The sequence below is a fragment of the Halomonas sp. MS1 genome, assembly GCF_024182575.1.
GTDB lineage: Bacteria > Pseudomonadota > Gammaproteobacteria > Pseudomonadales > Halomonadaceae > Vreelandella.
Genome location: NZ_CP098926.1, coordinates 3,569,147 through 3,595,399 on the forward strand (window position 1 = coordinate 3,569,147; position 26,253 = coordinate 3,595,399).

General features: G+C 50.7%; 20 protein-coding genes, 2 tRNA genes and 3 rRNA genes. 18 read left to right on the forward strand and 7 right to left on the reverse strand.

From position 1 onward, the window contains the following. Positions 1-6 precede the first annotated feature (6 nt). The 6 genes from NF683_RS16425 to rrf all read left to right on the forward strand — a co-directional run bounded on the left by NF683_RS16425 (position 7) and on the right by rrf (position 6,695). Entirely contained in the window at positions 7-999 is a 993-nt protein-coding gene (locus NF683_RS16425; protein ID WP_253920461.1) for an adenosine deaminase, read from the forward strand. 454 nt (positions 1,000-1,453) lie between these two features. Beyond that, positions 1,454-2,988 (forward strand): 16S ribosomal RNA (locus NF683_RS16430). 87 nt (positions 2,989-3,075) lie between these two features. After that, a tRNA-Ile gene (locus NF683_RS16435) sits at positions 3,076-3,152 on the forward strand. 111 nt (positions 3,153-3,263) lie between these two features. Continuing rightward, a tRNA-Ala gene (locus NF683_RS16440) sits at positions 3,264-3,339 on the forward strand. 228 nt (positions 3,340-3,567) lie between these two features. Further along, positions 3,568-6,461, forward strand: a 23S ribosomal RNA gene (locus NF683_RS16445). A 118-nt stretch (positions 6,462-6,579) separates the two neighbouring features. Beyond that, positions 6,580-6,695 (forward strand): 5S ribosomal RNA (gene rrf, locus NF683_RS16450). Together the 16S, 23S and 5S rRNA genes with 2 tRNA genes alongside form the textbook arrangement of a ribosomal RNA operon. 330 nt (positions 6,696-7,025) lie before the next feature. On the opposite strand, the gene guaD is transcribed toward rrf, so the two are convergent. Genes guaD through xdhA form a run of 4 tightly spaced genes read right to left on the reverse strand, consistent with a single transcriptional unit; the run spans position 7,026 to position 13,074 of the window. Next, a complete protein-coding gene (guaD, locus tag NF683_RS16455; protein ID WP_253920462.1) occupies positions 7,026-8,339 on the reverse strand; it encodes a guanine deaminase in 1,314 nt (437 codons plus the stop codon). Position 8,340: 1 nt separating this feature from the next. Then, positions 8,341-9,213, reverse strand: coding sequence for a xanthine dehydrogenase accessory protein XdhC (xdhC, locus tag NF683_RS16460; RefSeq protein WP_253920463.1), 873 nt, complete (start codon positions 9,211-9,213; stop codon positions 8,341-8,343). After that, positions 9,210-11,633, reverse strand: coding sequence for a xanthine dehydrogenase molybdopterin binding subunit (gene xdhB / locus NF683_RS16465; protein ID WP_089038337.1), 2,424 nt, complete (start codon positions 11,631-11,633; stop codon positions 9,210-9,212). Before xdhB ends, xdhC begins: the two co-directional genes overlap by 4 nt. Then, positions 11,617-13,074, reverse strand: a complete 1,458-nt coding sequence (xdhA, locus tag NF683_RS16470; protein ID WP_089038336.1) for a xanthine dehydrogenase small subunit — start codon at positions 13,072-13,074, stop codon at positions 11,617-11,619. The genes xdhB and xdhA overlap by 17 nt, the downstream gene beginning before the upstream one ends. Before the next feature lie 202 nt (positions 13,075-13,276). Between xdhA and NF683_RS16475 the strand changes: the two genes are divergently transcribed. Beyond that, entirely contained in the window at positions 13,277-13,936 is a 660-nt protein-coding gene (locus NF683_RS16475; protein ID WP_089038335.1) for a TetR family transcriptional regulator C-terminal domain-containing protein, read from the forward strand. Between the two features lie 20 nt (positions 13,937-13,956). After that, positions 13,957-16,392, forward strand: a complete 2,436-nt coding sequence (hrpB, locus tag NF683_RS16480; RefSeq protein ID WP_253920464.1) for an ATP-dependent helicase HrpB — start codon at positions 13,957-13,959, stop codon at positions 16,390-16,392. Positions 16,393-16,433: 41 nt separating this feature from the next. Here the strand turns inward: hrpB and NF683_RS16485 are convergent, their stop codons facing one another. Both NF683_RS16485 and NF683_RS16490 read right to left on the reverse strand, forming a co-directional pair. Continuing rightward, positions 16,434-16,649: a hypothetical protein gene (locus tag NF683_RS16485; protein WP_089038333.1), complete on the reverse strand. Its 216-nt coding sequence runs from the start codon at positions 16,647-16,649 to the stop codon at positions 16,434-16,436. A 101-nt stretch (positions 16,650-16,750) separates the two neighbouring features. After that, positions 16,751-17,110 carry a hypothetical protein gene (locus NF683_RS16490; RefSeq protein ID WP_089038332.1) on the reverse strand — a complete coding sequence of 120 codons (360 nt, stop codon included), beginning with the start codon at positions 17,108-17,110 and terminating at the stop codon, positions 16,751-16,753. Positions 17,111-17,242: 132 nt separating this feature from the next. Between NF683_RS16490 and NF683_RS16495 the strand changes: the two genes are divergently transcribed. The 5 genes from NF683_RS16495 to NF683_RS16515 all read left to right on the forward strand — a co-directional run bounded on the left by NF683_RS16495 (position 17,243) and on the right by NF683_RS16515 (position 21,817). After that, on the forward strand, positions 17,243-17,416 hold the full coding sequence (locus NF683_RS16495) for a DUF2970 domain-containing protein (RefSeq protein ID WP_089038331.1): 174 nt from the start codon (positions 17,243-17,245) through the stop codon (positions 17,414-17,416). A gap of 125 nt (positions 17,417-17,541) precedes the next feature. After that, entirely contained in the window at positions 17,542-18,657 is a 1,116-nt protein-coding gene (gene coxB, locus NF683_RS16500) for a cytochrome c oxidase subunit II (protein ID WP_089038330.1), read from the forward strand. 36 nt (positions 18,658-18,693) lie between these two features. Next, the gene (gene ctaD / locus NF683_RS16505; RefSeq protein WP_193059778.1) at positions 18,694-20,337 is read left to right on the forward strand and encodes a cytochrome c oxidase subunit I; all 1,644 of its coding nucleotides are present in this window, start codon (positions 18,694-18,696) and stop codon (positions 20,335-20,337) included. 35 nt (positions 20,338-20,372) lie between these two features. Next, a complete protein-coding gene (locus NF683_RS16510) occupies positions 20,373-20,963 on the forward strand; it encodes a cytochrome c oxidase assembly protein (RefSeq protein WP_089038328.1) in 591 nt (196 codons plus the stop codon). Then, positions 20,960-21,817, forward strand: a complete 858-nt coding sequence (locus tag NF683_RS16515; RefSeq protein ID WP_089038327.1) for a cytochrome c oxidase subunit 3 — start codon at positions 20,960-20,962, stop codon at positions 21,815-21,817. The genes NF683_RS16510 and NF683_RS16515 overlap by 4 nt, the downstream gene beginning before the upstream one ends. Positions 21,818-21,821: 4 nt before the next feature. Here NF683_RS16515 and NF683_RS16520 read toward each other — a convergent pair whose 3' ends face one another. Continuing rightward, positions 21,822-22,013 carry a DUF2909 domain-containing protein gene (locus NF683_RS16520; protein WP_038483896.1) on the reverse strand — a complete coding sequence of 64 codons (192 nt, stop codon included), beginning with the start codon at positions 22,011-22,013 and terminating at the stop codon, positions 21,822-21,824. Between NF683_RS16520 and NF683_RS16525 the strand changes: the two genes are divergently transcribed. The 5 genes from NF683_RS16525 to NF683_RS16545 all read left to right on the forward strand — a co-directional run bounded on the left by NF683_RS16525 (position 22,012) and on the right by NF683_RS16545 (position 26,172). After that, entirely contained in the window at positions 22,012-22,722 is a 711-nt protein-coding gene (locus NF683_RS16525; protein ID WP_089038326.1) for an SURF1 family protein, read from the forward strand. The two genes, NF683_RS16520 and NF683_RS16525, sit on opposite strands and share 2 nt — an antisense overlap. A 10-nt stretch (positions 22,723-22,732) precedes the next feature. Then, a complete protein-coding gene (locus tag NF683_RS16530) occupies positions 22,733-23,239 on the forward strand; it encodes a hypothetical protein (RefSeq protein WP_253920465.1) in 507 nt (168 codons plus the stop codon). Between the two features lie 55 nt (positions 23,240-23,294). Continuing rightward, positions 23,295-24,386 carry a COX15/CtaA family protein gene (locus NF683_RS16535; protein ID WP_089038324.1) on the forward strand — a complete coding sequence of 364 codons (1,092 nt, stop codon included), beginning with the start codon at positions 23,295-23,297 and terminating at the stop codon, positions 24,384-24,386. 156 nt (positions 24,387-24,542) lie between these two features. After that, entirely contained in the window at positions 24,543-25,010 is a 468-nt protein-coding gene (locus NF683_RS16540) for a DUF2489 domain-containing protein (RefSeq protein WP_089038323.1), read from the forward strand. 292 nt (positions 25,011-25,302) lie between these two features. Further along, positions 25,303-26,172 (forward strand): OmpA family protein, encoded by an 870-nt coding sequence (locus NF683_RS16545; protein WP_089038322.1) that lies wholly within the window; start codon positions 25,303-25,305, stop codon positions 26,170-26,172. Positions 26,173-26,253 lie beyond the last annotated feature (81 nt).

Sequence of the window (26,253 nt, forward strand, 5' to 3'; positions counted from 1 at the left end):
TTTCGTATGCATGAATTTCTTCTTCAGCTCCCTAAGGTAGAGCTTCATTTGCATATCGAAGGCTCGCTAGAGCCTGAGTTAATGTTTGAACTTGCCAAGCGAAATGGTATTGAGCTTCCTTACGCTACGGTTAAAGAGGCAAAAGCGGCTTACGAGTTCGATGACCTACAGGGGTTCCTAAATCTTTATTATCAAGGCATGAACGTGCTGCGCACAGAGCAGGATTTTTATGACTTGGCGATGGATTATTTCAAGCGTGCTCGTGGGGAAGGGGTCGTGCACATTGATATGCATTTTGACCCTCAGGCCCATCTCCAGCGTGGCATTCCTCTTGACGTTGTGATGGCGGGATTACTTCGTGCGAAAGAAGAGGCAGAGGCTACGCTTGATCTGTCTGTTGGCATGATTATGGCCTTTTTGCGCGATCGTCCGGCTGAAGAAGCGCTCAGCGTGCTTGAAAATGCTGCTCCGTACTGGAAGTTTCTGGATGCGATTGGTTTAGATAGCGCAGAGCGTGGTAACCCTCCGGCAAAATTCCAGGCGCTCTTTGCGCGAGCAAAACAGCTTGGTTTGGTGCGTGTTGCCCACGCAGGAGAAGAAGGTCCTGCTGAATATATTGCTGAAGCACTGGATCTTCTCGATGTTCAGCGAATTGACCATGGGGTTCGCTGCCTCGAAAGTGACACGGTGGTTAAGCGACTCAGAGAGCGTCAAATCGTACTAACGGTTTGCCCGCTGTCTAATGTCAGTTTGAAAGTGGTTGATGATCTTCGAGATCACCCTCTTCCCCAGTTGTTGAAAGAAAACCTCAAGGTGACAATTAGCTCAGACGACCCGGCTTATTTTGGCGGTGGGTTGCTGACAAATCATGTTGCCTGTGCTGAAGCATTTGGCTGGGATGCGGAGGTGTTCCGCATGCTGAACCGTAATGCAATTGAAGAAGCTTTTGTTGATGAGCCACGTCGCCAAGAGCTTTTGCAACGTCTTGAGTTGGTATGAAAGAACCGCCGACCTCGTGTTGATGGTGGCTTATGTAAATCGCTTCCCATTTCACCGTCGGCCAGCATAGGGTTGGTTGCTACCCGTAATGACGTCCCTACTAGACAAACTATCTTCTTAAGTAGTCGCCTATCTTCTTTCTAGGTGGCTATCAAACAAGATAAAAAAGTGTTGACGAATAAATAGAAATGGGTAGAATACGCCCCACATCGAACGGCAACGCCCTTCGGTAGCTCTTTAACAATTTGATCAGGTAATTCATGTGGGCGCTTGCCGATGAGGGTGATAAATCACCAAATATCAAGGCAAGCGGTCATGAGAACGACAGTTTTTAAACGTAAGTTTTTAAACAATAGTTGAATGAATTCGTTTGAACCTTGAGCCAAGTTTGATGCGCTTTTGTTGTTCGTAAACATTACGTTTTCGGGTGACGAGTAAGCATCACAATGATTTTAAACTGAAGAGTTTGATCATGGCTCAGATTGAACGCTGGCGGCAGGCCTAACACATGCAAGTCGAGCGGTAACAGGGGTAGCTTGCTACCCGCTGACGAGCGGCGGACGGGTGAGTAATGCATAGGAATCTGCCCGATAGTGGGGGATAACCTGGGGAAACCCAGGCTAATACCGCATACGTCCTACGGGAGAAAGGGGGCTTCGGCTCTCGCTATTGGATGAGCCTATGTCGGATTAGCTAGTTGGTGAGGTAATGGCTCACCAAGGCAACGATCCGTAGCTGGTCTGAGAGGATGATCAGCCACATCGGGACTGAGACACGGCCCGAACTCCTACGGGAGGCAGCAGTGGGGAATATTGGACAATGGGCGAAAGCCTGATCCAGCCATGCCGCGTGTGTGAAGAAGGCCCTCGGGTTGTAAAGCACTTTCAGCGAGGAAGAACGCCTAGTGGTTAATACCCATTAGGAAAGACATCACTCGCAGAAGAAGCACCGGCTAACTCCGTGCCAGCAGCCGCGGTAATACGGAGGGTGCAAGCGTTAATCGGAATTACTGGGCGTAAAGCGCGCGTAGGTGGCTTGATAAGCCGGTTGTGAAAGCCCCGGGCTCAACCTGGGAACGGCATCCGGAACTGTCAAGCTAGAGTGCAGGAGAGGAAGGTAGAATTCCCGGTGTAGCGGTGAAATGCGTAGAGATCGGGAGGAATACCAGTGGCGAAGGCGGCCTTCTGGACTGACACTGACACTGAGGTGCGAAAGCGTGGGTAGCAAACAGGATTAGATACCCTGGTAGTCCACGCCGTAAACGATGTCGACCAGCCGTTGGGTGCCTAGCGCACTTTGTGGCGAAGTTAACGCGATAAGTCGACCGCCTGGGGAGTACGGCCGCAAGGTTAAAACTCAAATGAATTGACGGGGGCCCGCACAAGCGGTGGAGCATGTGGTTTAATTCGATGCAACGCGAAGAACCTTACCTACTCTTGACATCCTGCGAACTTGTGAGAGATCACTTGGTGCCTTCGGGAACGCAGAGACAGGTGCTGCATGGCTGTCGTCAGCTCGTGTTGTGAAATGTTGGGTTAAGTCCCGTAACGAGCGCAACCCTTGTCCTTATTTGCCAGCGAGTAATGTCGGGAACTCTAAGGAGACTGCCGGTGACAAACCGGAGGAAGGTGGGGACGACGTCAAGTCATCATGGCCCTTACGAGTAGGGCTACACACGTGCTACAATGGCCGGTACAAAGGGTTGCGAGCTCGCGAGAGTCAGCTAATCCCGAAAAGCCGGTCTCAGTCCGGATCGGAGTCTGCAACTCGACTCCGTGAAGTCGGAATCGCTAGTAATCGTGAATCAGAATGTCACGGTGAATACGTTCCCGGGCCTTGTACACACCGCCCGTCACACCATGGGAGTGGACTGCACCAGAAGTGGTTAGCTTAACCTTCGGGAAAGCGATCACCACGGTGTGGTTCATGACTGGGGTGAAGTCGTAACAAGGTAGCCGTAGGGGAACCTGCGGCTGGATCACCTCCTTAAACGATGCATCATCCCTCGCGGTAAGCGCTCACAATGAATTACCTGATCAGATAATAGAGCAAACGGTTTAAGCACGATCCCCTCTTGGGTCTGTAGCTCAGTTGGTTAGAGCGCACCCCTGATAAGGGTGAGGTCGGCAGTTCAAGTCTGCCCAGACCCACCAAATTCCTGTGATACTGCGTTAAAATGCTCCTCGTATAGCAGGCTATACGTCGTTGCATTTTGCCTTGTCTCACAGAAATTAATGGCAAGAGGTTAGGTCGGCAAAAAAAATGGGGCCATAGCTCAGCTGGGAGAGCGCCTGCCTTGCACGCAGGAGGTCAGCGGTTCGATCCCGCTTGGCTCCACCATTATGTTGTATTTTACCAACCGTTTGTTGATGTTTTGTGACCATTGATAAGTCAAACGCTGAGACTGCGTTGCCTTATCACTGTTCATCGAACAGTCGCTCTTTAACAATGTATATCATGCTGACATAAACGTTTTTAAAACGTTTATACGTAATTGTTTTGTGATACGTCTCAAGCGTATCCGGCAATCGTTATCATTGCGAGATACCAGACTCCTTCGGGTTATAGGGTCAAGCAATGAAGCGCACACGGTGGATGCCTAGGCAGCCAGAGGCGATGAAAGACGTGGAAGCCTGCGATAAGGCTCGGCGAGGTGGCAAACAACCTGTGACCCGGGCATTTCTGAATGGGGAAACCCACTCATCATAAGATGAGTATCTTGCGCTGAATATATAGGCGTAAGAGGCGAACCAGGGGAACTGAAACATCTAAGTACCCTGAGGAAAAGAAATCAACCGAGATTCCCCTAGTAGCGGCGAGCGAACGGGGACCAGCCCTTAAGCATGTGACTGATTAGGCGAATGCGCTGGGAAGCGCGGCCATAGTGGGTGATAGCCCCGTAGTCGAAAATCTGATCATGTGAAATCGAGTAGGTCGGGGCACGAGAAACCTTGACTGAAGACGGGGGGACCATCCTCCAAGGCTAAATACTCCTGGCTGACCGATAGTGAACCAGTACCGTGAGGGAAAGGCGAAAAGAACCCCGGAGAGGGGAGTGAAATAGATCCTGAAACCGTGTGCGTACAAGCAGTAGGAGCAGACTTGTTCTGTGACTGCGTACCTTTTGTATAATGGGTCAGCGACTTATATTCAGTGGCGAGGTTAACCGTTTAGGGGAGCCGTAGGGAAACCGAGTCTTAACTGGGCGACACAGTCGCTGGATATAGACCCGAAACCGAGCGATCTATCCATGAGCAGGGTGAAGGTTGAGTAACATCAACTGGAGGCCCGAACCAGGATCTGTTGAAAAAGATTTGGATGACTTGTGGATCGGAGTGAAAGGCTAATCAAGCTCGGAGATAGCTGGTTCTCCTCGAAAGCTATTTAGGTAGCGCCTCACGTATCACCGCCGGGGGTAGAGCACTGTTTCGGCTAGGGGGTCATCCCGACTTACCAACCCGAGGCAAACTCCGAATACCGGTGAGTGCAAGCGTGGGAGACACACGGCGGGTGCTAACGTCCGTCGTGAAAAGGGAAACAACCCAGACCGTCAGCTAAGGTCCCGAAATCCTGGTTAAGTGGGAAACGATGTGGGAAGGCTCAGACAGCTAGGAGGTTGGCTTAGAAGCAGCCATCCTTTAAAGAAAGCGTAATAGCTCACTAGTCGAGTCGGCCTGCGCGGAAGATGTAACGGGGCTAAACCAGGTACCGAAGCTACGGGTTCACACTTAGGTGTGAGCGGTAGAGGAGCGTCGTGTAAGCCGATGAAGGTGAATTGAGAAGTTCGCTGGAGGTATCACGAGTGCGAATGCTGACATGAGTAACGATAAAGGGAGTGAAAAACTCCCTCGCCGGAAGACCAAGGGTTTCTGTTCGACGCTAATCGGAGCAGAGTGAGTCGGCCCCTAAGGCGAGGCCGAAAGGCGTAGTCGATGGGAAACAGGTCAATATTCCTGTACCGGACATGATTGCGATGGGGGGACGGAGAAGGCTAGGTGAGCCAGGCGTTGGTTGTCCTGGTGAAAGTGAGTAGGCTTGGGTCTTAGGTAAATCCGGGACCCTTTAAGGCCGAGACACGAAACGAACTGACTACGGTCAGGAAGTCATTGATGCCACGCTTCCAGGAAAAGCCTCTAAGCTTCAGATCATGTGCGACCGTACCCCAAACCGACACAGGTGGTCAGGGTGAGAATCCCAAGGCGCTTGAGAGAACTCGGGTGAAGGAACTAGGCAAAATGGTGCCGTAACTTCGGGAGAAGGCACGCCGGCGTAGGGTGACGAGACTTGCTCTCTAAGCCCGAACCGGTCGAAGATACCAGGTGGCTGCAACTGTTTAGTAAAAACACAGCACTCTGCTAACGCGCAAGCGGACGTATAGGGTGTGACGCCTGCCCGGTGCCGGAAGGTTAAATGATGGTGTTAGGATTCGTCCGAAGCTCTTGATTGAAGCCCCGGTAAACGGCGGCCGTAACTATAACGGTCCTAAGGTAGCGAAATTCCTTGTCGGGTAAGTTCCGACCTGCACGAATGGCGTAATGATGGCCACGCTGTCTCCACCCGAGACTCAGTGAAATTGAAATCGCCGTGAAGATGCGGTGTACCCGCGGCTAGACGGAAAGACCCCGTGAACCTTTACTATAGCTTCACACTGGACGCTGATGTTGCCTGTGTAGGATAGCTGGGAGGCTTTGAATCTCGGACGCCAGTTCGAGGGGAGCCAACCTTGAAATACCAGCCTGGCATCATTGGCGTTCTCACTCAGGTCCGTTATCCGGATCGAGGACAGTGTGTGGTGGGTAGTTTGACTGGGGCGGTCTCCTCCCAAAGAGTAACGGAGGAGCACGAAGGTACCCTCAGCACGGTCGGACATCGTGCAGTGAGTGCAAGAGCATAAGGGTGCTTGACTGCGAGACAGACACGTCGAGCAGGTGCGAAAGCAGGTTCTAGTGATCCGGTGGTTCTGTATGGAAGGGCCATCGCTCAACGGATAAAAGGTACTCCGGGGATAACAGGCTGATACCGCCCAAGAGTTCACATCGACGGCGGTGTTTGGCACCTCGATGTCGGCTCATCACATCCTGGGGCTGAAGTCGGTCCCAAGGGTATGGCTGTTCGCCATTTAAAGTGGTACGCGAGCTGGGTTTAGAACGTCGTGAGACAGTTCGGTCCCTATCTGCCGTGGGCGTTGGATGTTTGAGAAGGGCTGCTCCTAGTACGAGAGGACCGGAGTGGACGCACCTCTGGTGTTCCGGTTGTCACGCCAGTGGCATTGCCGGGTAGCTATGTGCGGACGGGATAACCGCTGAAAGCATCTAAGCGGGAAGCCCCCTTCAAGATGAGACATCCCTGAGGCCTAGAGCCTCCTGAAGGGCCCAGCGAGACCAGCTGGTTGATAGGCACGGTGTGGAAGCGCTGCAAGGCGTTGAGCTAACGTGTACTAATGGCCCGTGAGGCTTGACCCTATAACACCCAAGGGGTCTGGTCGTAGTGATAATGAAAACCGGATACGCGCTTCCTGTCAGCGACAGGAAACGAGAGACGCCACAAAACACGTCAGCATGATATGCATTACAAGTTACGCCTGACGACCATAGCACGCGTGAACCACCTGATCCCATGCCGAACTCAGAAGTGAAACCGCTTAGCGCCGATGGTAGTGTGGGGTCTCCCCATGCGAGAGTAGGTCATCGTCAGGCACTTATTCAACAAAGAACCCAGCCCATCGGCTGGGTTCTTTGTTTGCGCGGAAGAAAATCAATTAGGGACGCTCCCAAGTCACCGCACCGTCATTCCCGAGTGAGGTTATCGGGAATCCACCTTGACCTGCAGCAGCTCGAAACCCCCAGCCCAACATGGATTCCCGCTAAGGGCCTGCGGGAATGACGAGGGCGGCTCGGAGGGCTGGGTGGCGTCATCGTCAGTTACTTATTAAGAGAAGCCCCGAGCACAGAGTGTTCGGGGCTTATAGTTGTGGACTATCTGGAAACCCCTCAAGGTATCCGTTTGGGGGATTTTAACTTTGAAAATTAATCCCGTTGGTGCTGGCATTCGCCAGCGGCCCAAGTTTCATAGATAGCGCGATCATCAGCGAGCATCATCAGCGCAAATAAACGCTCGCCGAGTGTTTTGCTGTGTTGGATACGGCGCTTCAACAGTGATGTCGCATGAGGATCAATGACTACAAAATCAGCCTCGTAGGAAGGGGCAAGTTGGCCGATATGGGTATCTAGGGAAAGCGCTTTTGCATTGCCATGGGTTAAACCGTAAAAACCTTGCCATGCGGTGAGAGGCTGTCCCCCTAATTGGCCCACTTGGTAGGCTGCCTTAAGCGTTCCAAACCCTGATAAATCGGTGCCTGCGCCGATATCGCTAGCATAGGTAAATGCCATGCCGGTCTGTTTAGCTGCTTCTCGGTCAAATAATCCGCTGCCTAGGAAAAGATTGGAGCTTGGACAAAAGGCAATATTGGCGCCTCGATCCGCCAAGCGTTGACGCATATCGTTATCCAGATGAATGCCGTGCGCGAAGGTACTGCGAGGGCCCACTAACCCCGCTTCTTCGTAAACGGCTAAGTAGTCGCGGCTACCAGGAAATAATTCAGCTACCCAATCTAATTCCCCACTGTTTTCAGCCAAATGAGTTTGCAGCCAAAGGCTAGAGTCGTTACGCAAGAGGGCGCCGGCAGCATCCATTTGCATTTTGGTAGAGGTGGGCGCAAAGCGTGGCGTGACGCTATAACCTAGTCGGCCATTGCCATGCCAGTCTTGAATAAGTCGCTCACTGTCTGCAATTCCAGACACGCCATCCATTAGGGCGTCAGGCGCGTTGCGATCCATTAATACTTTACCGACCAGCATGCGTAGCTGACGTTTTTGGCAGGCGGTGAAGAACGCATCCACTGAGCCAGGATGGCTTGAGCCAAATACTTGGGCTGTTGTCGTTCCCGCGCGAAGCATTTCATCTAGAAAAGCGTTCGATAGCGCTTCTGCATGCGCATGATTGGCAAAACGGCACTCTTCAGGAAACGTATAGTCATTTAGCCAATCAAGTAGCTGTCGGCCGTAGGAAGCCATGATGTCTAGCTGAACATAGTGAACGTGAGTATCGATAAAGCCGGGCATAATCAACTTGCCGCGATAATCAATAACATGGGCGTCACTTGGCAGTTGATCAGCGAGATCACCATAGTGGCCGACAGCCTGAATATGACTGCCTTTTAGCCACAGTAGCCCGTCGCCATAATGCTCTAGGCTACCTGGCTGAGGTAGGTCATCATTACCTGGGTCGCGTGCAAAGCTGACAATTTCAGCGCGGATGAGCGTATCGATTGAGGAATTCATATTAACTCTGAGTCGTTTTCGTATCGTCAACAAGTGCACGTATTGCGTTCGGCTCAAGGCCGCGCATGTCTAGTGAGGCTGGCTTGTCCGTTAGCCAAAGCAGTTCGGTTACCACCGTCAAAGCAATCGCATAGGGGGTTTTGTTGCTAAGTTTAGTGTTATGAATACAGCCAATGGGACTGCGTACACGCTCTATTTCTTCAGCGGTGTAGCCTTCGCGCTGCAGTCGTCCTCGGAAGCTTGCCCATTTGCTATCAGAGCCGATTAATCCTATCGAGGCGATGTCATTGCGCTGTAGTAAAGCGGTGATAAGGGCGTAATCTTCATCATGGTTGTGGGTTAATACCAATGCATGACAGTAGGGCGGCAGGGCTGAAGTTCCCTCTTGTGCACTGCTCAGCGTATGGCAACTGAGTCGGGATTGCTGCTGATCGCGTTCGTTAAATACATCTGCTCGGCTATCAAACCAGTGTACTTGCCAGGGGAGCGGTTCGCTAAGCTTTACGATCTCTCGTCCGACATGGCCGGCACCAAATAAAGCGATATTGGTAGCGGCACCAGGAAACATTTCCAGCAGCACATTGACATAACCGCCACAGCACTGGCCGCTGCGCCCACCTAGCGAGAATGCCTCTAAGTGAAAGCCCGCGCGGCCTTGCTGTAAAAAGTCTCGAGCAGCGTGGATAGTTTGCCACTCGAAAGTGCCTCCACCTAGCGTGTCATAGATCGCCTCTTGGGTAATCACCATGCGCGCGCCGGGCTCACGCGGGGTTGAGCCCGCGCTGGTTACCTGAGTGGCCAACACGTGGGGAACGCCGCTACGCTGCAATCGATCGAGTGCAGCGTGCCAAGTTTCTGCCGGGGGCTGTGTCATAGCGCTTTTTCTCTAATTGCGTTTGCAGCCAACATCACTCGCTCAGGGGTTGCGGGAGTGTCGAGATGGGGAGACTGTTGGTAATCGGTTAAGCTTGAAAGCGCATCACGTAGTGCAGACCAAACACAGATACCAAGCATAAACGGTGGCTCACCAACGGCTTTAGAACGATATAGGCTTGCCATGGAATTTGGGTGGCCTTCCAATAGTTCAACGTTAAAAATAGCGGGAAGATCACCAAACGTGGGTATTTTGTAGGTCGCAGGCCCGTCGCTAACCAGCATACCTTTATCGCTCCACTTAAGTTCTTCACTGGTTAGCCAGCCCATTCCCTGGATAAAGCCACCTTCTACTTGGCCAATATCAATGGCAGGGTTTAGCGAATTGCCAACGTCATGCAGCACGTCAACACGGTTAACTAAATATTCGCCGCTCAATGTGTCAACACTCACTTCGGCAACGGCTGCTCCAAACGCGTAATAATAAAAAGGGCGGCCTTGGCCCGTTGCACGGTTGTAATGAATCAATGGTGTCGCATAAAAGCCTTTTTCTGACAGCGAGATGCGATTGAGGTAGGCCGTTTGAACAAGCTCTCCCCAGGGGATGCGACGCTCGCTTTCATTAATCCCAGCAATCAGCATGCCATCTTCCAGGCGCATGCCTTCTCGGTCTAAGCCGCCTTCAAAATGCATCGCGGCAAAGTCGAACAACCTTTCGCGCAATTTACTGGCGGCATCTCGCGCGGCCATGCCATTGAGGTCGGCGCCGCTTGAAGCCGCCGTCGGGGATGTATTGGGTACTTTATCCGTGCGAGTTGCACTAATCCGCACGCTATCTAAATCCAAGCCAAGCTCGCGAGCCACTACTTGGCAAATCTTGGTGTGCAGTCCTTGGCCCATTTCAGTGCCGCCATGATTGATCATAATGCTGCCATCGGTATAAACATGCAGCAGCGCACCGGCCTGATTGAGGTGCTGGGCGGTAAATGAGATGCCAAACTTTACTGGCGTCAGCGCGAGCCCTTTTTTAATAATGGGGCTGTTGCTATTAAATGCCTTAATAGCCGCACGGCGCGCCCAGTAATCACTACTGCTTTCCAATGTATCAATCAGCGTATGAAGTAACTGCTTTTGGTCCACTGGCTGTCCGTAGTGGGTGACGTCTCGCCCGTCGCGATAGAGGTTTCGTTTGCGTATGGTGAGAGGGTCTTCACCGACCTTGCGCGCGATATCATCCATTGCAGCTTCGATAATCATCATGCCCTGAGGGCCGCCAAAACCCCGAAAAGCCGTGTTAGAAGCGGTATGGGTCTTAGCTCGATGACCGGTGACGCGAGCATTGCCTAATGAGTAAGCGTTGTCGGCATGGAACATTGCACGGTCAACAATGGCGTCCGAAAGGTCAGGCGAGTATCCGCAGTCACCAATAACTGTTATGTCTCCCCCCTGGATGATGCCTTGCCGATTAATGGCTAGTCGGTAGCGATTATGAAAGGGGTGTCGCTTACCGGTCGCGCGCATATCATCACTTCGTGGTAGACGTATACGTGTAGCTTTTCCGGTTCTGCGGGCAATAATGGCTGCCATACAAGCCCAAGGAGATGCTTGAGTTTCTTTGCCTCCAAAACCGCCGCCCATGCGGCGTACTTCAACGGTAACTGCATGAAAGGGAATGCCCAGTACTTCAGCGACAAGTTTTTGGGTCTCACTAGGGTGCTGGTTAGAGGTATGGACAATGACCCCTTCATCTTCGGTAGGCAGAACCAAGCACGCTTGTCCCTCCAGGTAAAAATGTTCCTGTCCGCCGATGAAAAGCTCGCCCTCAACCGTTTGCTCGGCTTGGCGCAGTTCCGCTTGCCAATCGCCTCGCTCTTGAACATGTGTAGGGCGAACCACATCATTGCGTTCGGCTGCAGCAACAGGGTCGAGGCTCGCTGGTTGTTCATCAATACTTAACTGGGCCAGCGTTACCGCTCGGCGAGCAGCCTGAAGCGAGGTAGCCGCAACGGCGAAAATACACTGGCCTGCGTAGCTAATTTCTTGATCAACAAAAATGGGGTCGCCTGGAAAGACAGGGCCGATATCCGTATGGCCGGGCACGTCGTGAAAAGTGATGACATCGACAACGCCAGGCGCTTGTTTAACTGCTTCGAGATCAAGCGCGGTCAATGTGCCGTGTGCGACAGGAGATAGCCCCAGAGCTACATGCAGGGCATCTGCCGGTGCTTTGAGGTCATCAATGTAGGCGGCCTTGCCGGTAACGTGTTTTTCAGCGCTTTCATGGAAGCTAGCGGTGCCTGCTTGGCGCTGACCGTGGCTATCGACAGTATGGCGGGCAAGTGGGCCTGACCCTTGGATGTGGTCATGTAACTCTCGACGAGCTCGGCTGCTGTCGCCATCAAGTTTAGTGAGCGTACGCATGGAGCATCACCTCCTGGTTGGGTGACGAAAGCGATAAGTAGAGGCGTTCTAATAGGTTGAGAGCGGCTTGTTCTCGGTAGTATTGGCTACCCCGTACATCGCTCATTGGCTGAAACTCTTCAGCAAGGGCTTGCTGGGCTGCTTGAAAGCTAGCTTTGGAAACGGGCTGGCCCTCTAACGCAGCTTCTGTTTGACTCGCTCGCTTGGGAGTTGCAGCCATACCGCCAAAGGCAATGCGAACATCCTCCATCACACCCTGATTAACACGGTAGCAAAACGCACCTAATACCGCCGTTATATCATCCTCGCGTCGTTTAGAAAGCTTCCAGACCCTTAGTGTGGCTGATTCGGCCAGTTGAGGAATAAAAATTCGACTGATGACTTCATCAGCAGCCAGCGCTGTTTTTTTATAGTCGATAAAAAAATCACTTAGCAACAGCTGGCGAGTACCGACATGGCTGGTAAGTTCTACCCACGCATTGAGCGCCAGTAGTACAGGTGGCGTATCTCCTATTGGCGAAGCGTTGGCGATGTTTCCACCGAGCGTTCCCCGGTTACGAACTTGTTGGGAGCCGAGCCTGTGAAGGAGGTGTGCAAACGCAGGAAAGTGACTGCTTAATAAGGGCTCAAGTTGCGAGTACGTAACCCCGGCGCCTACCCACCAACCTGGTTGAGCTTGGAATGTCGCCTCTTCAATTTGGCGCAATTCAGCCACGCGAGTGGTATCAATAAGCTGGTTCAGTGCGGTAAGGCGCTGAGTGCTTTCCAGCCATAGATCTGTTGCGCCAGCCACAAGGCGTGCATCAGGATAGCGATATCTTGCGTCGGCCAACTCAGCCAAGGTGGTTGGCTGTACGAACAGTGGCTCACTCTTTGCGGTTGACTCCGGCACATGAAGCGGGTAACTGGCTGGCTGAGACGCATCGAACCACTGCGGTGCTTCCCAAGAGTAATCTTGCATACTCAATGCGGCGTCACGAATCGGTCGGTATCCCGTGCAGCGGCATAAATTTCCACCTAATGTGGCTTCCAGTGTTTCTGGTGTAAGAGGTGAGGGGCGCTGCTGTTGGTTGGCATGCAAGGTGAACAAGGACATGACAATTCCTGGTGTGCAAAATCCGCACTGGCTGCCATGGCACTCGATCATTGCGCGTTGAGCTGGGTGCAAGTTGCCTTCAGTCGCAAGCCCTTCAACGGTAATAACGTGCTGACCGTGAAGTTGATGAGCCGGGGTAATACACGCGTTGACGCTTAAAAAGCGGCTTTGCGTGTCGCTTGGATTGTTGATTGCGACTGTACAAGCGCCACAATCACCCGATGCGCAGCCCTCTTTTGTGCCAGTGATGCCCAAATGATCACGCAACAGCGTTAGAATGCTGGTGTCAGGGGGTACATGACACTGCTTGGGGGTGCCGTTGAGCAGGAACTCAATCGTAGCCATGCCAAACTCCGTTATGATTGTTCTGACCGATCGGTCAATATTGTTTAGCTTGAGACAAAAGAGCGCACCTTGCAAGAATTTGTTGCTAATGCGGCTGTCTGTGCACTTACACGGCCGGCGTCGATAAACCAACTATATGTAATAAGTCCCATGGGCTGACCATTGGTGCTTATCAAAAGCGCTTATTAAAGGAGCTTAATCAATGACAGCGGATACCGCTAACCATGAAAATGCCAGCAGAGATCGCATTGAACAGACCATACTGAGCGCTGCGGAGCAGGTGTTTTCTCAACATGGTTATCGTGGTGCCAGCCTTCAGGCCATCGCCGATATAGCAGGTCTTCCTAAGGCGAATATTCTCTATTACATGGGCAGTAAGCAGCTGCTTTATGTACGACTGCTTAATCGAATGATGAACCGTTGGAATGCGGTACTTGAAGACATAACACCTGAAAGTGATCCAGCTAAGGTATTAAGCGATTTTATTCGCACTAAGATGATGCTGGGCCAGCGTTACCCCGAAGGTTCAAAGCTATTTGCCGCCGAGATTTTGGCGGGTGCGCCTTTTTTGAGTAATTACCTCTCTGGTGAGTTGAAAGAGTGGGTAGCTTCCCGTGCAGAAATTATTCACCAGTGGTCTCAGCTAGGGAAAATGGATGATGTCGATCCACGCTGGCTTATATTCTTGATTTGGTCGGCTACCCAGCATTACACGGAATACAGTGCGCAGGTAACGGGGATATTAGGGACTGAAGTGCTCAGCGAAACGGATTTCGAGTCTATTTGCCGTTTTCTTGAGCATGTTATTTTGAAAGGATGCGGTATTTCAGCGTCGCATTTATCAAACGACTCATCAGTTTAGCTGCTATGCCCATATTGGCGATGTCTACGCTTCCCATTGAACAGCACCTCAAGCAGATTCAGGCGGCTCTCTCTGAACATAACCGCCTAATCTTAATCGCCCAGCCAGGGGCGGGTAAGACAACCCGCGTTCCGCTGACCTTGCTTAACAGCCAATGGGCGCAGGGCCAGAAGATAGTGTTGTTAGAGCCTCGGCGGGTAGCAGCTCGTTTGGCGGCAAGCTTTATGGCCGCGCAGCTTGATGAGCCTGTCGGTAAGACAGTTGGCTATCGTATGCGAGGGGACAGCAAAGTGGGGCCGCACACACGCTTGGAGGTGGTCACCCAGGGCGTCCTGACGCGTATGTTGCAAGATGATCCGTTGCTCGAAGGCGTCGCCGGTATCATCTTCGATGAGTTTCATGAGCGCAGCATAGAAGCAGATCTTGGGCTGGCGCTATCGCTGGATATTCAGCAAAGCATTCGCGATGACTTACGACTGATGGTGATGTCTGCGACGTTAGATGTTGCTGCGTTAAAAAGCGTATTGGGCAGCGATACATCCGTGATTGAAAGTACGGGGCGTGAATTCCCAATTGAAACGTATTATCGCCCTTTTAACAGCGATGAAGCGTTAGACACAGCCGCTTACCGAGTGGTAACCGAAGCCTTGGCGAATGCCGATAGCCGCGACGTGCTGGTTATTTTACCTGGGGTGGCAGAGATAACTCGGCTAGTGCAAATGCTGGAAAATAGCACCTTTGATATTGAGGTGCGCGCATTACATGGCGGCATGCCTATCGAGGCGCAGCAAGCGGCATTGAAGTTACACGAAACTCGCCAGCGGGTGATTGTATCGACGGCCATTGCGGAATCCAGCGTGACAGTTGATGGTGTTAATGTGGTCATTGACGCTGGCTTGGAGCGTGTGCCGTTGTTTCAGCCGCGAACTGGGCTCACTCGACTAACTACTCGGCGTGTCAATCGTGCCAGCGCTGATCAACGTCGTGGTCGTGCAGGGCGGCAACAGCCGGGTGTATGTTATCGCTTGTGGTCTCAAGAGCAGCCACTGGTTGCTTACGGTGAACCTGAGATTGCCCAAGCTGATTTATCAAAACTTGCGCTTGAGGTTGCCGTATGGGGAGCGCGTTCGCCTGAAGAGTTAATTTGGATGACACCACCGCCTAACGGTGCATGGCAAAGTAGCCAGGCTTTGCTTCGTCAGCTTGGTGTTCTTGATGCAGCGGGTTTATTAACACCATTAGGTAAGCAAAGTGCGCGTTGGCCGCTTGAACCTCGTTTAGCGGTCATGCTGTCAAAAGCAAAGTCATTGAATGCATTACCGCTCGCCTGTGCTTTAGCAGCTCTGCTAGAGGGTAGAGAGCGTGTCAGCGGCTCGCTAAGAGATGCGCTGGCTCAGCGGCTCAGCCAACCCAGGCGATTTCCCCAATGGCAACGAGAAACCAAGCGCCTTATGGACATGGCTAGCCTTCAGATGCCACATAAGCTACCGCTTGAGCCGCTTAGCTATCTGCTGGCAATGGCTTACCCGGATCGCGTTGGTCAATTCATCAGTCCAGGTCGGTTCAAGCTGGCCAATGGCAAAACCGCCACGCTCTCCGTTAGTCACCCCCTAGCGAATGAAGCATTTATCGTCGCCGTTAGCGTAGAGAGTGCCAGTAGTGAGGCGGCAATTTACCTGGCAGAACCGATTACGCAAGCAGCGCTTATTGACCTTTATCCGGCAACTCAACAGTGGGAGGAGCGTGTTACTTGGTCAGATGCCCAAGGAAAGCTTCTTGGTGAAGCTGTTCAGCGCCATGGTGAACTTATGTTGGCAAGTCGGCCCTTAGCGGAGTTATCTGGAGAGGCTGTCCAACAGGCGTTGCTGCGCGCATTAAAGCAACGCCCTGCGGCGCTTTTTAATGGCAAGGTTAAGCAATTACAGGGACGAATGGCGCTAGTGGCGAGTATTTATTCTAACGTATGGCCTGACTGGTCAGAAAGCGCGCTATTAGACAGTTTGGATGTATGGCTGGCACCTTACATGACGGGTATAACACGCTTCAGTCAGCTAGAAAAAATGCCATTCCATACCTACTTAATGGCAACGCTCAGTTGGGATGAGCAAACCCATTTTGAGCGTTTAACACCATCGACAATAACGGCTCCTAGCGGTAATCGAGCAGCCATTGATTATGAGCCCTGCCTAACAGGAAGGCCGCCAGTGCTTGCTTTGAAGTTACAGGAAGCGTTTGGCTGGCAGGATACTCCCGCCGTTGCGGACGGTCATGTGCCGGTTGTCATTCATCTGCTTTCACCGGCAAAAAGGCCGCTTCAAGTTACTCAGGATTTACGCAGTTTTTGGTTGAATGGCTACCCAGAGGTGCGTAAAGAGATGCGTGGCCGCTACCCTAAACACCCCTGGCCAGAAGATCCAATTACCGCTCAAGCAACGGCATCTACAAAACGAAGGTAACGTTAATAACACCGTTTAAAGAGAAGCCAGATCGAAGAAGGTCATTGCGTTTGCTCTTCAGGTATTTTACCTGGCACGCGATAGCGTACTCCGTCGGCACGCTGCTCTTCATAACGCCGGTTTTCTTCTTCTGGGGGCACGCCAAGCACAGTCTCTTGCGAGCCATCCGGCCAAGTGTAAGTTGTGCAGCCAGTCAACGATACTAAGACCACGGTTATTAACGAGAACAACGAAATAAATCCACGACATTTGGGCATATTAGGCTCCATCACCAGTCAAAAGCTGCTCTTAGCAAAGCGTGCGTAGTGTGAATGGCACGACAGTAAGTCGCAAGCTTAATCCCAAATTGTTAGATTTGTTAGATTTCTTCCCAAAGGCTACGTCGAAACTCATGGGAAAGCTGAGATACCTTAGCAAAACGCTCAAGATTAGCATCGGTAAGCGTTTTGACCATTTCTTGGTAATGTTCAGTGAGTTCCTTAGCGCTGCAGTTTTCTTTGCCATCAGTCAGGCATAGCGTCAGTTTTTCGCTACTTTTAGCGATAGCTTGGAAAAGCTCAGCTTCCAACTGCATGGCTTCTGTCACGCTCTCAAGCCACGCAATCTGACAACGCACCATTGGCATGGTGCTCAATAGGCAGTAATGCTGCCACCAAGCTGCGATATCTTGGTTCGTGTCGTTGATAGATGAGGGCTGCTTTTTGTTTGTATGGTCCATAGTAGGTTCCTATCGAGTTTTTCAATTTGTGAGGCATTCTTCACAGGTTCTCCTATCTTCAACTATAGCTAAAGCTCTGCAGAAGAGTTGTTCATTCAGGCGACGCAATACGTGATAACGAGGAGAGGCGCAATGTGGTCAGTCGTTAAATCAGTACTGTCAGCACTGCTAGGCGTACAAAATGACCTCAAGCGGCAACAGGATTTTTCTAGCGGTAACCCCGCGGCCTTTATTGTGACGGGAATTGTAATCACGCTCGTATTTGTTCTGATCTTGGTCGGGATTGCAGTGATTGCGTCGCGATGAAGCGTTGATACACCTCACGATAGTTGTTCGTGACGAATGCCACATGTTTTCTATACTGACGTTAATCAGTTAATCCTGACCTAATAAAAAGGTTGGCGAGAACAACAATAATAACGGAGGTTCCTATGCATCTATCGTGGCAATGGCTGCTAACCATTACCAGTGCCTTCAGTATCACTCAAGCTCATGCTAATAGCTGGAATATGCCTGTTGGGGTCACCGATATCAGCCAAGATATTTTTGGTCTGCATATGGCGATTTTTTGGGTATGCGTGGTCATTGGGGTGATTGTGTTTGGGGTGATGTTTTACTCACTATTTAAATACAGACACTCAAAAGGGGAAAAAGCGGCGAATTTTCATGAGCACACCTCCGTAGAAATTCTTTGGACCGCTATTCCTATTCTGATTTTGGTTGGAATGGCCGTGCCCGCAACGGCGACGTTGAAGAGTATGTACGACGCTTCAGAAGCTGATCTAGATGTGATGATTACTGGCCAACAATGGCGCTGGCGCTACGAGTACCTTGGTGAAGATGTTGCGTTTACCTCCAATATGAGTACACCAACTGAACAAATTCGTGGAGAAAAAGCGAGAGATGAACACTATTTGTTAGACGTAGATGAGCCATTGGTACTGCCGATCAATCGTAAAGTGCGTTTTTTAATGACGTCGGATGACGTTATTCACTCTTGGTGGGTGCCTGAACTAGCCGTTAAGCAGGATACGATTCCTGGGTTCATCAATGAGAATTGGGTGAAAATTAATGAACCGGGCATCTATCGTGGCCAATGTGCTGAGCTTTGCGGCGTTAACCACGGGTTTATGCCAGTGGTTGTGCATGCGATGGAAGAAGAAGAGTTCGAGGCATGGTTGGCAGAACGTAAAGAAGCCGCAGAGCAAGAGGCTATGGGGGTTGACCGGGAGTGGGAGATGGAGGATTTGATGGCGCGGGGAGAGACCGTTTATCAGACTATCTGTTCTGCCTGTCACCAAAGCGAAGGTCAGGGGGCGCCACCCGCATTTCCTGCACTAGCCAACAATAATCAACTGATTAGTGATTTAGATTGGCACCTGAATCGGGTTATTAACGGTGTTTCTGGCGCTGCTATGCCGGCATTCCGCAGTACGTTAAATCCTGTCGAAATAGCCGCTGTTGTTACTTATACCCGCAATGCTTGGGGCAATGAGACAGGTGATGTGGTGCAGCCAGCTACGGTGGCCGAACGTATTGCACAATAATTTAAGGTACTAACAATAAATCAGGCGGAGATGCTCATGGCGCCCAAACTACCTCCTCAACACTCGCTGCAACATAGCTCTACTGCAGCGGCTGGCGGTCATTCTCATCACGACCATGCGGCTCAGCCCAAAGGGATACTGCGATGGGTTCTGACAACCAACCATAAAGAAATTGGTTCTCTGTACCTGATTTTTTCTCTCACCATGTTTTTTGTTGGAGGCATATTTGCCCTAGTCGTGAGAGCTGAGCTATTTCAACCTGGTTTGCAGCTTATAGAGCCAGAATTTTTCAACCAAATGACCACCATGCATGGATTAATCATGGTGTTTGCTGCGGTAATGCCAGCGTTTACTGGGCTAGCCAATTGGATGATTCCGCTTCAGATTGGTGCGCCGGATATGGCGCTGCCCAGGCTTAATAACTTTAGTTTCTGGCTGCTTCCGGTGGCGTTTACATTGCTACTTTCTACGCTATTCATGCCGGGCGGTGGGCCCAATTTTGGCTGGACATTTTATGCGCCATTATCGACGACTTACGCACCTGCCTCCACAACATTCTTTATTTTAGCCCTGCACATTGCAGGCATTAGCTCGATTCTTGGGGCTATAAATATTATTGCGACCATTCTGAATATGCGCGCACCTGGAATGCGCATGATGGATATGCCGCTGTTCGTATGGACATGGTTAATTACGGCTTTTCTATTGATTGCGGTAATGCCTGTGCTAGCGGGCGTTATTACCATGATGCTGATGGATATTAACTTCGGTACCAGTTTCTTTGACGCCGCGGGTGGCGGTGATCCAGTGCTTTTCCAGCACTTATTTTGGTTCTTTGGCCATCCTGAAGTTTACATCATGATTTTGCCGGCTTTCGGTATTGTCTCAGCCATTATACCTACTTTCGCGCGTAAGCCTTTGTTTGGATACGCGTCTATGGTGTATGCCACGGCAGCTATCGCGCTGCTGTCATTTTTAGTGTGGGCACACCATATGTTTATCGTCGGCCTTCCGCTAACAGCGGAGCTGTTTTTCATGTACTCGACCATGCTGATCGCCGTGCCGACAGGCGTGAAAGTATTTAATTGGGTGACCACGCTGTTTCGTGGCTCGATCAGTTTTGAACCGCCCATGCTGTTTGCCTTGGCTTTCGTGGTTCTGTTCACCATAGGCGGTTTCTCAGGACTAATGTTGGCAATCGCACCTGCGGATTTTCAATACCACGATACCTACTTTGTCGTGGCGCATTTTCATTATGTGCTAGTACCCGGTGCTATTTTTGCCATTATGGCTGGCGTCTATTATTGGCTACCCAAATGGACAGGTTATTATCCTAACGAGCGACTTGCTCAATGCCATTTCTGGTGCTCTATTGTTGGCGTTAATCTAACGTTTTTCCCTATGCATTTCGCAGGCTTGGCGGGCATGCCAAGGCGTATTCCCGACTATGCATTACAATTTGCGGATTTCAACTTACTCTCCAGCATTGGTGCCTTCTTTTTTGGTGCGTCACAGCTGATGTTTGTATTGGTTGTGGTGATGTGTGTAAGAGGAGGTAAAAAAGCACCTGCAAAAGCTTGGGAAGGCGCAGAAGACCTAGAGTGGAGCGTCCCCAGTCCGGCACCGTTGCACACCTTTGAAACACCGCCAGTATTTAACCGTACCCATCATCATGACTAATTAGCTGTCCATCAGTGAATGGTCTAGGGGGATATATGGCAGTCAATGATACGGTGCAATCAGTTGGGGTTAAACGGACAGTCATTCGTACAGTAGCGGCGTTAATTGGGATGTTTGCCTTTGCATTCGCACTGGTCCCTCTTTATGACGTGTTTTGTAGTGTGACGGGCCTTAATGGCAAAGTGGATACAACGGCTAAAGCCATTATTCATGAAGAAGTTGATCAGTCCCGCTATATCACCGTGCAGTTCATTACCCGAGGTGGCGCGGGGTTACCATGGCGAATGAGCGTCGAAAACCGCCAAATGCGTGTCCACCCAGGCCAAACAGCTGAAGTTGATTTTACGTTTACCAACAACAGTCATGTCGAAAGTTGGGGGCGAGCTGTACCTAGCGTCTCTCCTTCAAGTGCTACGACGCATTTAAGAAAAATAAGCTGTTTCTGTTTCCAAGAGCAGCAGCTTCAAGGGGATGAGCGCTTGACGATTCCTCTGATATTCCAGCTAGCGCGTGACCTTCCTGAGGATATTAATACGATAACGCTGGTGTATACCTTGTACCCGGTTCATCACTTAGTAAAAGACATCTCGAAGAATGACAACAAAACGATAGGGGATTCGATATGAGTGGCGGCTACTATGTTCCTGCAAAGAGTCGATGGCCTATTCTAGGCTCGCTGGCGCTCGGGGCTATGATGGTGGGTACAGGAATTAAGCTTGTGTACGACACGGGTACCCCGTTCATGCTAATCGGTATGGCTTGTGTAATTACCGTCATGGGCTTTTGGTTCAGAGATGTTATTCACGAGTCAATGAGCGGATTGTACGATGCCCAAATGGATCGCTCGTTTCGATGGGGGATGGGCTGGTTTATTTTTTCGGAAGTGATGTTTTTTGCCGCATTTTTTGGCGCCTTATTTTACGTTAGAACGTTTGCTATACCCTGGTTAGGTGGTGAAGGAGCAAAAGGTGTTTCTGCGTTACTTTGGCCTGATTTTGTCGCTCAGTGGCCGTTGTTAAACCCTCCTGATTCGTCGGTGGCTGGCCCGGATAGTGTCTTAAGTCCATGGCAATTGCCGCTCGTCAATACACTAATTTTGGTAACGTCGAGCATTACTTTGACGGTTGCACATGAAGCTTTGAAATTAGGCGAGCGTAAGACGTGCAGAAACTGGCTGGCAGGTACTGTATTGCTGGGCTGCTGTTTTATTATGATTCAGGGCGTCGAATATTATGAAGCGTATAACCATTATGGTATTACGCTTGAGGCAGGAATCTTCGGCGCTACTTTCTTTATTCTAACGGGCTTTCACGGCGTTCATGTCATTATAGGTACGTTAATTTTAACCAGTATGCTGATACGTATACATAAAGGGCACTTTGCCCAAGATCATCATTTTGGTTTTGAAGCATCTTGTTGGTATTGGCACTTTGTAGATGTTGTATGGGTTGGGTTATTTATTTTTGTATACGTTTTCTAATCAATTAGCCTAAATCTCCCGACCAGAAGCCAAACACTAATAAGGCCATGAGTAGACATGTTAACCCAATGCGCCATTTAAGGGATGCTAGTAGCCGTCGCGAGCTGCTGTCATCCTTTAATAAAAAACCTGCGCCAGCCGCTAAACTAGCGACTATTCCAATAAAAACTAGGCCAATGAGCAGCTTTAACCACATGACGAAAACCTCTTTTGGGTCGCAACGTCTATACGTCTGGTGTGTGTTTTGGGGCGTATTAGTTTCGCTAGGTATCTTCCTAGGACTATGGCAGTGGGAGCGTGCCGCTGACAAGCGAGTTTTGTTAGCCGCTCGTCAGGCAGCGCCTTTGGTCAAATCGCCTACTGCTATGCCAGAAGATGGATCTGAGCTGCATTTGCAAGGAGAGTACCTCGCTAATCACACGCTTTATCTGGATAACCGCATTGTAGATGGGCGTCTGGGCGTGGCTGTGTTAACCCCTTTCCGAGACAGTTTTGATCAGTTGTGGCTTATTCAGCGGGGATTTATTGAGACAGGGCCAAGTAGGGCGGCGCCGCAAGCGGATACTCCAGAGGGCAGCGTATCCGTTTCAGGTGAGTGGCAGGTTGCGCGATCCGGTGGACCGCTATATGGCAAAAACAAGGAAGGGGTAAGGCTGCAGCAGATCAGTTTAACCCCGTGGGAATCAACATTGCCGGCCTTCACTTACACCGGCTGGCTACATGCTGACCAGGGTGAGGGGGTGTTTACGCCCTGGTGGGAAGCTAGCGTGATGCCTCCTAGTCGCCATCTTGGCTATGCTTTCCAATGGTGGGGGTTGGCACTTGCTGCGACAGTGGTCATGGTGTTGGGGGGACGTCGCCTGCGCAAAGATAGTCTTACAAAAGATAGCCTTACAGGTTGCTGAGGGGAAAAGCATGGAGCAACGCCAGCCAGTTCGTTATCCGCGAGTTAAGTTGTTGCTGATATTTGCAGCATTCGCGGCGCCTATTGTTACTGCGTGGATGATGTTGACATGGCAAATAGGCATACCTAGTGAAGATACTGCCCATGGTCAAGTGCATGTCAGCGTACCAGTGCTAGATGATTGGCCTCTGAGCGCTCAACCCGAAAAAAATGATGCATGGACGCTCGTGTTTGACTGTACTTCTCTCTGTGATGAGCGCATGGATGAATTGTGGCGTTTGCATCGAGCGTTGGGTCGAGAAGCCCCTCGGTTAGAGCGACTACGAATAGGCGGGAGTGCACAAGAGCTTCCAGGTGAAAAGGTTAGTCGTTGGCTGGCAGAACCTGCATGGCGAGAAGAAAATAGCGTCTGGATAATGGATCCTTTCGGCAGGCCAGCGTTGTCATTTAATAATGCAGTGCCAGCAGCTGATATTCTCGATGATATACGTCATTTGTTTAAGGTTAATCCGCTATAGCGAACAATATACCGTTACTCTGCATGCTCGACCTCGCAGGTCGTAAGGAAGCAACGTGCCATATTCTACTGAGCGGCGCTTACAATGGCTGAAACGTTTAACCTTGGTCGGCACTGTGCTTACAGCGTTAGTGATTCTAGTTGGCGCATGGACGCGCTTAGTTGACGCTGGTTTGGGGTGCCCAGACTGGCCAGGCTGTTATGGGCGGCTGTTAGTCCCGGATGCCGAGCATGCTGCTCTACAACATCCTGATGTACCTCTTGTGCCTTTTAAAGCATGGGTAGAGATGGCTCATCGGTATGTAGCAAGTTTTTTAGGGCTTATCGTTCTAAGCGTAGTGGCGCTAGGTTTTTCATTGCGCAAGCGTCCAGGGTTTCCATGGAAAGTAAGTATTGCCTTGCTCGTTGTTATTCTGCTTCAAGGTGCGTTTGGCGCTTTTACAGTGACGCTAAAGCTTTGGCCACAAGTGGTTACTTTGCATTTGTTGGGTGGGCTAAGTGTGCTGATGCTGTTTTTTTGGGTGCATCTGCGAATTCGGCTCAGCTTGACAAGGCCTGTACCTACCTCTATCGACCATGCTTCTTTTTCCACACGTTATACCTCTCCATTTAAGAGTGCTAATGCGCTCTGGGTAATCGGCGTGTTGATATTAGTTGTGCAGCTTGCTTTAGGTGGCTGGGTATCCAGCAATTATGCAGGTATTGCCTGCCAAGGATTCCCGACCTGCAATACGCAGTGGTGGCCAGAAATGGATATAAGTGAAGGCTTCCACCTAACACAAACGGTCGGCCCTAATTATTTACATGGCCAGCTACATGCCGATGCACGTACTGCAATTCACGTTATGCATCGTATTGGAGCGCTTGCACTCGGTATTGTCTTGTTGGCGCTATGGTGGCGATATCGTACGGCTGCGTCTGTCGGGCGAGCGCTCACCTTGGTGGTAATTGCTTATTTTGCCCAAGTCGCGCTTGGCATTGCTAATGTGTTGTTGTGGCTTCCACTATGGCTGGCTCTGTTACATACCGCTGGAGCGGTTGCCTTGACCTTGTGTATGGGGTGGGCTGTTTGGTGTTGGAAATATCCTTATAATCAGTATCTTAATGAGGTGAATGATCTAAAGTCATCTCGGGTTCTCTTGACGTAAGGTGGTAACTAGAGGTTTTGCTGCGTCAAAAACAATAGAGGCTATTTGTTGTTGTGCTGTAACAAAGATGAAAAAATTGTGAAAGTGGTATCGTTGGGGAAATAGGGTGTACAATTATCGTCAAGCTTTCTACCTCTCCGTTGTGAAAGGAGCGTTATGAGTTCCACAGGAGCGTTGTTGTTATTCATCGTTGCAATTATTGTCGTTGCAGCCCTTGGTTTTTATGCCTATAAACTTCGCCAAGAGGTTAAGCGTCGAGAAGCGTTTCGGCTGGACGAAGAGCGTCGTGCCCATCAAAACAGCCTGGAAAATCTTGATTTTGTCGTTAGCGCGCTGGTGCAAGAGCAAGTCGACATTACAGAAGGGGCTTGGCGATGCAAAGTGTTGCTTGAGATTATTGATTCTAGCCTAACAGAGCGTCCAGACTTTCAAGCGTTTGCAGAGGTGTACAATCGTACTCGGCATTTAAAAACTCACTCCGCACGTAAGCAATTGACGCCACGAGAGCGAATGCAAGAAGATAAAGAGCGTATTGCTGTTGAGGACGATATGCGTCCAGCCGTACTTGAGGCAGCAAAAAAGGTAATTGACTGGAGGTCCAAAGGATCTATGGGACTTCATTAACCCTGTTTAACGAGCATAGGGGGCTATAAGTACGATAACCTATGTTTTTTTGACGCTTATGGCGTCAATTTTGCTATGCTGAAAATGTCGGTATTGGCAAGAAGTTGATATCTCGGCATTGTTGCCTTCTGGTGATTAAACGTTAATCATAGGCAAACGTTCAGGCATATGGTGAAAGCACAATATTGCCATGGTACTGAGCAGCGAAAAATGGATGCTCTCGCGAATTAGAAGCATTGGGATAGATTTGGTCTTTTGACCATGTCAGCATTGGATCAAGAAGGAGTCTTGCATGAAAAAATCAACGACTGGCTTGCTAATCGGTTCTGCACTGGTAGTGGGTTTATCAGGCTGTGCCAGCTCAGCATCACAATCATCTGGCCAAACCAGCGCAAGTAGCGATCGCGATTGGTATCAACATCCCTTCGTTTGCGGATTGGCAGGCAGTGTTATCGGCGGCAGTATTGCTTACGCAACGAGCGGCAATTCTGACGAAGATGAAAATACCGCTATTGGCGCAACTGCTGGTGCAGCTATCGGTGGCCTGCTATGTGCAGACCGTACGCCTGAGCCAGTAGCACCGCAGTGCCCAAGCTATGGTGAAGTGCCCGCAGGCGTTGCAGTGGATGCTGAAGGCTGCCCGCTGGACTCCGATGGTGATGGTGTACCAGATTACCGTGATCAGTGCCCGGGAACGCCTGCTGGTGTAGCTGTTAACGCAAATGGCTGCCCGCTCGATTCTGATAACGACGGCGTGCCGGATTATCGCGATCAGTGCCCCAATACTCCTGCAGGTGTTGCAGTTAACTCACTAGGTTGCCCTGACAGCGTTGTGTTGCAGGACGTAAACTTTGAGTTTGATTCTGCACAGCTAACTGCCCAAGCACGAGGTGTTCTGGACGGTGTTGCAGAGCGCCTGGTCAATAATCCTGATGTGCGTGTGAGCATTGAAGGTCACACTGACTCTCGCGGTGCTGCTCAGTACAATAAAAATCTGTCGCAGCGTCGTGCGGAATCCGTTGCTGCTTACCTTGCCCAACGTGGCGTAGGTGCTAACCGTATGCGTGCTGTTGGCTACGGCGAAGAGCGCCCGGTTGCTAGCAATGATACCGATGCGGGTCGCGCACAAAACCGTCGTGTAGAAATGGATGAGTGGAACTAAGCCACGCATCGCTTTACATTAAAGGGTTAGGCCATTGTGCCAGTGATTAATGCCCTTTAAGCACGAAACGGGAGGCTTATG

Coding starts and splice junctions, on each gene's coding strand:
- NF683_RS16475 (WP_089038335.1), top strand. CDS start 13,277: ATGACAGCGGATACCGCTAACCATGAAAATGCCAGCAGAGATCGCATT.
- NF683_RS16540 (WP_089038323.1), top strand. CDS start 24,543: ATGAGTTCCACAGGAGCGTTGTTGTTATTCATCGTTGCAATTATTGTC.
- NF683_RS16515 (WP_089038327.1), top strand. CDS start 20,960: ATGAGTGGCGGCTACTATGTTCCTGCAAAGAGTCGATGGCCTATTCTA.
- NF683_RS16510 (WP_089038328.1), top strand. CDS start 20,373: ATGGCAGTCAATGATACGGTGCAATCAGTTGGGGTTAAACGGACAGTC.
- NF683_RS16485 (WP_089038333.1), bottom strand. CDS start 16,649: ATGCCCAAATGTCGTGGATTTATTTCGTTGTTCTCGTTAATAACCGTG.
- NF683_RS16425 (WP_253920461.1), top strand. CDS start 7: ATGCATGAATTTCTTCTTCAGCTCCCTAAGGTAGAGCTTCATTTGCAT.
- NF683_RS16525 (WP_089038326.1), top strand. CDS start 22,012: ATGACGAAAACCTCTTTTGGGTCGCAACGTCTATACGTCTGGTGTGTG.
- xdhA (WP_089038336.1), bottom strand. CDS start 13,074: ATGGCTACGATTGAGTTCCTGCTCAACGGCACCCCCAAGCAGTGTCAT.
- coxB (WP_089038330.1), top strand. CDS start 17,542: ATGCATCTATCGTGGCAATGGCTGCTAACCATTACCAGTGCCTTCAGT.
- guaD (WP_253920462.1), bottom strand. CDS start 8,339: ATGAATTCCTCAATCGATACGCTCATCCGCGCTGAAATTGTCAGCTTT.
- NF683_RS16490 (WP_089038332.1), bottom strand. CDS start 17,110: ATGGACCATACAAACAAAAAGCAGCCCTCATCTATCAACGACACGAAC.
- NF683_RS16545 (WP_089038322.1), top strand. CDS start 25,303: ATGAAAAAATCAACGACTGGCTTGCTAATCGGTTCTGCACTGGTAGTG.
- hrpB (WP_253920464.1), top strand. CDS start 13,957: ATGTCTACGCTTCCCATTGAACAGCACCTCAAGCAGATTCAGGCGGCT.
- NF683_RS16530 (WP_253920465.1), top strand. CDS start 22,733: ATGGAGCAACGCCAGCCAGTTCGTTATCCGCGAGTTAAGTTGTTGCTG.
- NF683_RS16520 (WP_038483896.1), bottom strand. CDS start 22,013: ATGTGGTTAAAGCTGCTCATTGGCCTAGTTTTTATTGGAATAGTCGCT.
- xdhB (WP_089038337.1), bottom strand. CDS start 11,633: ATGCGTACGCTCACTAAACTTGATGGCGACAGCAGCCGAGCTCGTCGA.
- NF683_RS16495 (WP_089038331.1), top strand. CDS start 17,243: ATGTGGTCAGTCGTTAAATCAGTACTGTCAGCACTGCTAGGCGTACAA.
- ctaD (WP_193059778.1), top strand. CDS start 18,694: ATGGCGCCCAAACTACCTCCTCAACACTCGCTGCAACATAGCTCTACT.
- xdhC (WP_253920463.1), bottom strand. CDS start 9,213: ATGACACAGCCCCCGGCAGAAACTTGGCACGCTGCACTCGATCGATTG.